At 53.1% G+C, this 5284-nt stretch carries 3 protein-coding genes; 2 read left to right on the forward strand and 1 reads right to left on the reverse strand.

The window, feature by feature from the left end; all coding sequences use genetic code 11:
* On the forward strand, positions 1-318 hold a 318-nt coding region (locus ACTF5Z_RS10495), incomplete at its 5' end, for an alanine:cation symporter family protein (protein ID WP_438985587.1).
* Here ACTF5Z_RS10495 and cls read toward each other — a convergent pair.
* Positions 281-1720: a cardiolipin synthase gene (cls, locus tag ACTF5Z_RS10500; RefSeq protein ID WP_438985588.1), complete on the reverse strand. Its 1440-nt coding sequence runs from the start codon at positions 1718-1720 to the stop codon at positions 281-283. The two genes, ACTF5Z_RS10495 and cls, sit on opposite strands and share 38 nt — an antisense overlap.
* Before the next feature lie 117 nt (positions 1721-1837).
* Here cls and ACTF5Z_RS10505 point away from each other — a divergent pair, with 117 nt between their 5' ends.
* The gene (locus ACTF5Z_RS10505) at positions 1838-5143 is read left to right on the forward strand and encodes an efflux RND transporter permease subunit (RefSeq protein WP_438985589.1); all 3306 of its coding nucleotides are present in this window, start codon (positions 1838-1840) and stop codon (positions 5141-5143) included.
* Positions 5144-5284: the final 141 nt, after the last annotated feature.

Here is a 5284-nt window from a genome sequence, read left to right on the forward strand (position 1 = left end):
TTCAGCGAGGAAAATCAAACGCTGTTTAATGTGTTCCGGCTGGCACTCCTAGGTTTAGTGTTTTGGGGCTCCATGCAAGATTTGGGAACCATCTTCAGCTTCGCCGATTTAACGATGGGGTTGTTGGCGGTGGTGAACTTACTTGGTTTAGCACTGCTTGCGCCGGTAGCGCGTCGCCTCCTGCGAGATTATGACCAGAAGGTTGCGAACGGTCAGGAAGCGATATTCGACGCCGACGAATGGCAAGACTTAGATATTGACCCACAAGCCTGGGCCGATGTTAAAGCACCGGCGAAAATAGGCGCGCCAAAGCCATAGCCGGCCTGAACCAGTAGGGACGATGGCTAAAGTGTTGCGCCGACACTTCTAAGGCCGATGCAAAGTCGGCCTCTAGCATCTGTTGAACTTCAAGAGCAAATTCTTCGTCGTTAATGAGCGCCGTAATTTCAAAGGCCAGTTTAAAACTGCGGTTGTCAAAATTGGCCGTGCCGATTGCGCACAGATCGTTGTCGACCAGAGTCACTTTTTGATGCATAAACCCGGGGCCATAGCGGAAAACTTTGACCCCCGCGGGGAGCAGTTCTTTGGTGTAGGACCAATTCGCCATTGCGACCATGGGGCCGTCGGGATTGTCGGGGATCATGACCCGCACGTCTACACCGCGTAATACCGCTAGCTGCAGCGCAGAAATAATGCTGTGGTCTGGTATGAAGTACGGGCTGGTAATCCACAGGCGTTGCTTGGCTTCACTGATAAGCTGATGATACATCAGGCCAGCCTCTTCAAATTCACTGGAGGGGTCGGATGGGAAAATCAACACCTGTTTACCGTGGCGGCTCTCGCTCGGTTTGGTAAAACTCAGTTGCAGTTGTTCGCCCTTGGCCCAACGCCAGTCGGCCGCGAAGGTGAGCTCCATTGCAAGCACCGCGGGTCCCTGAATCTGCAGGTGAGTGTCTCGCCATGGACCGATTTTTGGGTCTTGCCCCAAATATTCTCGGCCTACATTGTGGCCCCCTAAGAGCGCAAGTCTTGAATCGATACAGGCTAGTTTGCGGTGATTGCGAAAGTTTAGCTGGAAGCGATTGCGACGCCCACGTGTTGTATTGAAGGGGACAATGTTGACACCATGGCTGAGCGCCCTGCTCAAGAGCGGTGAACGAGCAAAGGTTCGGCTTCCGATTTCATCGTAAATAACGTGCACCGGCAGGCCTTGCTGAGCTTTGACAATCAGCGCATTAATTAACTCGGCGCCGATCTGATCATCACGAATAATGTAGTACACCAAATAAACGTGTTGTTGGGCGCCGTGAATGGCATTCAGTAAAGCCGTGTGGGTTGCCTCGCCGTTGACTAAGAGGCGTACGTCATTGCCAACGGTGACCGCGGTGCGAGCGAGAGGTAACAGGGTTCGGAAGGTATTGCACAAGTCATCGGTTTCGACACTGTTGGGCCAGATGGCATCAGACGTCGCTTGTTGGGTGCTTTTTAATGCTTCCTCGACCGCCTTGCGTTGCTCTACGTAACCATCGAATTTGGTGCGGCCAAAAATCCAGTAAACAGGCACGGCAATGTAGGGGAAGGTGAGTAGTACAATAACCCAAGCGACTGCGCCTTGAGCCGTGCGGGTTTTCATGACCGCCTCAATGGCCGAGACGACGCCCAGTAGGGTAAATACCGTTACCGTGAGCGCGAGGACTTGGGCCAGAATCGAAAACTCCATAGCGGCAAGAATAGCAGATAAATACCCTTTTGAACGGTGTGGAATTCAATATAGATCAAAGTGTTGCCTTACCTGTTCTGCTAGAATTACGGCGCATTGGTACCGGAGCCGAACACTATGATCGAACGGATAATCGCTGGAGCTCTGCAGAAAGGCGTGGCGCCCTTTTTGTTCATTGCAGGGCTGATACTGGGCGTCGTGGCTTTGGCGTTTATGCCCCGGGAGGAAGAGCCACAGATTGTGGTGCCGATGATCGATGTTTACGTCGAGGCCCCCGGTCTGTCAGCAACCGAGGTCGAGCGCCAAGTCGTTGTGCCCGTTGAGAAATTGTTATCGCAAATACCCGGCATCGAGCACGTATACTCGCAGAGCCACCCCAATCGCGCCTTGGTGACGCTCGCTTTCTACGTGGGGCAGGATCGTGAAGATAGCTTGCTGAATACCTACAACAAACTCTACGCGAATCAGGATCAAGTGCCGCCCGTCGTCACGGCGTGGCAAGTTCGGCCTGTGGAAGTAGACGATGTCCCCATCGTGGTATATGCGCTAACAAGCACCCAACCTGAAATGATGGGTGATTTTGAACTGCGCCGCCTGGCTGATGAAGTTGCAAGTGTCCTGCAGGGCGTACAAGAGACCAGCGAGGTTAAGGTCGTTGGTGGTCGAGAACGAGTGGTTCAAATCCTCTTTGATCCACTGCGTTTAGCCGCGCGGCAAACCACTGTCTTGGATGTGGTAAACGCTATTTCTCTATCGAATGAAAGCATCAGTGCAGGCTCCTTGTCGTATGGCAATCAAGCCATCGCACTAGAAAGCGGTGACGTGTTGCGCTCCTTAGATGCGCTGAAGTCTTTGGTTGTCAATGTTGTGGGCGGTGATTTGGTCACACTGGATGATGTAGCCACGATCAAGGATGGCCCACCCTCGAAGACCTCGATTACTTGGTATGAGAGTAAAGCGAGTCTACAGGGCGATGTGCAGCCTATGGTAGCCATTAGTATCGCCAAGCAACGTGGTACGAATGCGGTCAAAGTTGCAGAGCAGTTGCACAGCACCATGGCCGAATTGCAGCGAGAACTTATCCCTGGGCAGGTGGAGGTTCATACCATTCGAGATTATGGTGTGACCGCCAACGAAAAGGTCACTAACTTAGGCAGCAGTTTGATTTTTGCGGTACTCACCGTCGTGGCCTTCATTGGCTTGTTTTTGGGGTGGCGTGCGGCGGTCATCGTGGCCCTGGCTGTACCTGTCTGTTACGGCATGACCTTGGCCTTGGACTTGGTGTTCGATTACACCATAAACCGAGTCACCCTGTTTGCGTTGATTCTGGCCCTAGGTTTGCTCGTTGACGATCCGATTACAGGGGTCGATAACATCACTCGGAAACTGCAGAGTGGGCGAGGCAGTGTCAATGACCGAATTGTTGCGGCGATTGGTGAAATTAAAATCCCGCTACTGATGTCGACGGTAACCATTGTCCTCGCTTTTCTGCCGCTGGCGTTTATCACCGGTATGATGGGGCCTTACATGGCGCCGATGGCCTTTAACGTACCGCTGGCCGTCGTGGCAAGCACACTGACCGCGTTTTTTGTGACGCCATGGCTTGCTAAAGTGCTTCTGGGTAATGCGCCGCTTGCGGAAACCGACGAGGATTGGCGCACGCTTGATCATAGTTCATTTTATGCTAGGAACATGTTGGCGCTGTTGACCTCTACGTCACGTCGCCGCGCCGTCTTGTGGTTACTACTGATTAGCTTCGTTGCGGCGATCTTGTTACCCGTATTTCGCTTGGTGCCGCTTAAACTTTTGCCCTTTGACAACAAGAACGAACTCCAGATTGTTATTGATATGCCCGAGGGTACAGCGCTTGAGGCAACCGCCGCTGTCGCATCCCGAGCCAGCCGTATTGCCTTGTCACTGCCTGAGGTGAATTCGGCATCGGTATTTGTGGGTGAGCCCAGTCCACACGATTTTAATGGTCTTGTACGCAAGCACTATTTACGTCAAGGGCCCCACTTGGGCGATGTGCGTTTGACCTTATTGGATAAAAGTGCACGAGTGCATCAATCGCATGCTGTCGTTTTGCGCCTGCGTGAGGCACTCGAAGGCTTGATTGATGCACACCCCGAGGCAGTAATCAGTGTGGTTGAAGTACCCCCCGGGCCACCCGTTATGGCGACTTTAGTTGCAGAGGTCTACGGGCGTACCCTGACCCCTTATGCCCAGCAGCAGCGCGCTGCAGAGCTCTTGGCAGAGCGATTTCGAGCCGAGCCCCATGTGACGCAAGTGGATACCAGCGTAGGCAGCGCTGCACCGCGATTACGATTCGTGACCGATAAGGCTAAAGCGGCAATGTCGGGTATTCCTACTTCTGACATTAATTCGACCGTGAGCATAGCCCACGCGGGGCAAGTGGTTGGCTTTATGGCGGCCGAGCGTGAGGCACAACCTCTGCCCTTACTGTTGCGTTTGCCCATTGCAGAACGCAGTCGTGTTGAGGACCTATCGACGCTCTTACTCAAGGGGCGCTTGGGTGCTGTCAGCGAGCAACGTAGCGCTGGTCTGCAGGCTGCGCCTCAAAATTTGGTCGCATTGGGTGAGTTAGGACGGTTCGAGAGTGTGCCTCTCGAAACACCGATTTATCGCAAAGATTTGCGCCCGGTGGTGTATGTTACGGCTGAGATTTCAGGTCGAACTCCGGCTGAGGTGATTGCCGATATCACCGCCGATAAAACGGATGGCAATGTCGAGCTCTCGAATTGGCAGGACCGCACGTTTTTGTCGTCGGGTGGAACCCAAGCTTGGCAAGTCCCCGAATCGGTGGATATTCACTGGATTGGTGAAGGGGAATGGAAGATCACCGTCGATGTGTTTCGCGACATGGGTTTGGCTTTCGCGTTTGCCTTGGTGGCTATTTATTTCGTGTTGCGTTTACAGACGGGTTCGGTCGCGCTGACCTTGCTGATTATGTCCTCTATTCCGCTGACTATGATAGGTATCATGCCAGGGTTTTGGCTGCTGAATCAGTTCGGTGAGCGCTGGATTGCAGGCGCACCAGAGCCGGTATTATTCACAGCCACTGCCATGATTGGCATGATCGCGCTGGCAGGTATTGTGGTGAGAAATTCTCTGATTCTGGTCGATTTTATTCATCAAGCACGAGCGCAAGGTGCCTCGGTATTGGATGCGGTACTCAGTGCTGGTGCTGTGCGTATGCGCCCAGTGTTGCTTACCGCGGGAACGACTCTGTTGGGTAATCTTGTTATTACGCTTGATCCAGTATTCAGCGGGTTAGCAATCGCCATTATTTTTGGAATTGTAGCTTCGACCATTCTGACTTTGGTAGTGGTGCCGGTGGTGTACTGTATGTTGTATGGTCCGGCAATTGATGACAGTCCTGGGGAGATACGTCATGAGCAGTAATCAGCGACTTATAGCGGGCAGCATTGGCCTATTTGTCTTTTTGGGCTTGGTCATTGTTTTTATGGCGGGCGGGTTTAGTGATCGGGTGCAACCCGGGCTATTGGTAGAGCCCGCAAAGGTCGGCGGGCAGGGGTTTTCTGT

It is taken from the genome of Aequoribacter sp., from assembly GCF_965659035.1.
Classification (GTDB): domain Bacteria; phylum Pseudomonadota; class Gammaproteobacteria; order Pseudomonadales; family Halieaceae; genus Aequoribacter.